At 53.7% G+C, this 335-nt stretch carries 1 protein-coding gene; it reads right to left on the reverse strand.

Features of this window, described 5'->3' with window-relative positions:
- Window positions 1-335, reverse strand: a 335-nt coding sequence (locus tag CWC14_RS18980) for a methyl-accepting chemotaxis protein (protein WP_249928797.1), incomplete at both ends; no start/stop codon positions are given.

Raw genomic sequence — 335 nt, forward strand, 5'->3', positions numbered from 1 at the left:
CAGCCAGGCCGGCAATACTGACCACTTGCTGGTTAATATCCTCAGCCACATGAGCCTGCTCTTCAACAGCCGCAGCCATTTGATTCGCCATGTCGTTAATATTGGCCACCGCCTGAGCAATACCACTGAGTTTTTCGGTGCTTAGTTGCACTTCATCAAGGCCTTGTTGCGACTCTTTACGCCCTTGCTCAGCAATAGTGACCGCCTGCTCACTGCGGCTATTGAGCTCGCTAATGATCCCTTGGATCTCTCCGGTCGACTTTTGTGTGCGTTGTGCAAGCTGCCTTACCTCATCAGCTACCACCGCAAAGCCTCGGCCTTGCTCACCAGCACGC

Source organism: Pseudoalteromonas sp. S3260 (assembly GCF_005886925.1).
Classification (GTDB): Bacteria; Pseudomonadota; Gammaproteobacteria; order Enterobacterales; family Alteromonadaceae; genus Pseudoalteromonas; species Pseudoalteromonas tetraodonis.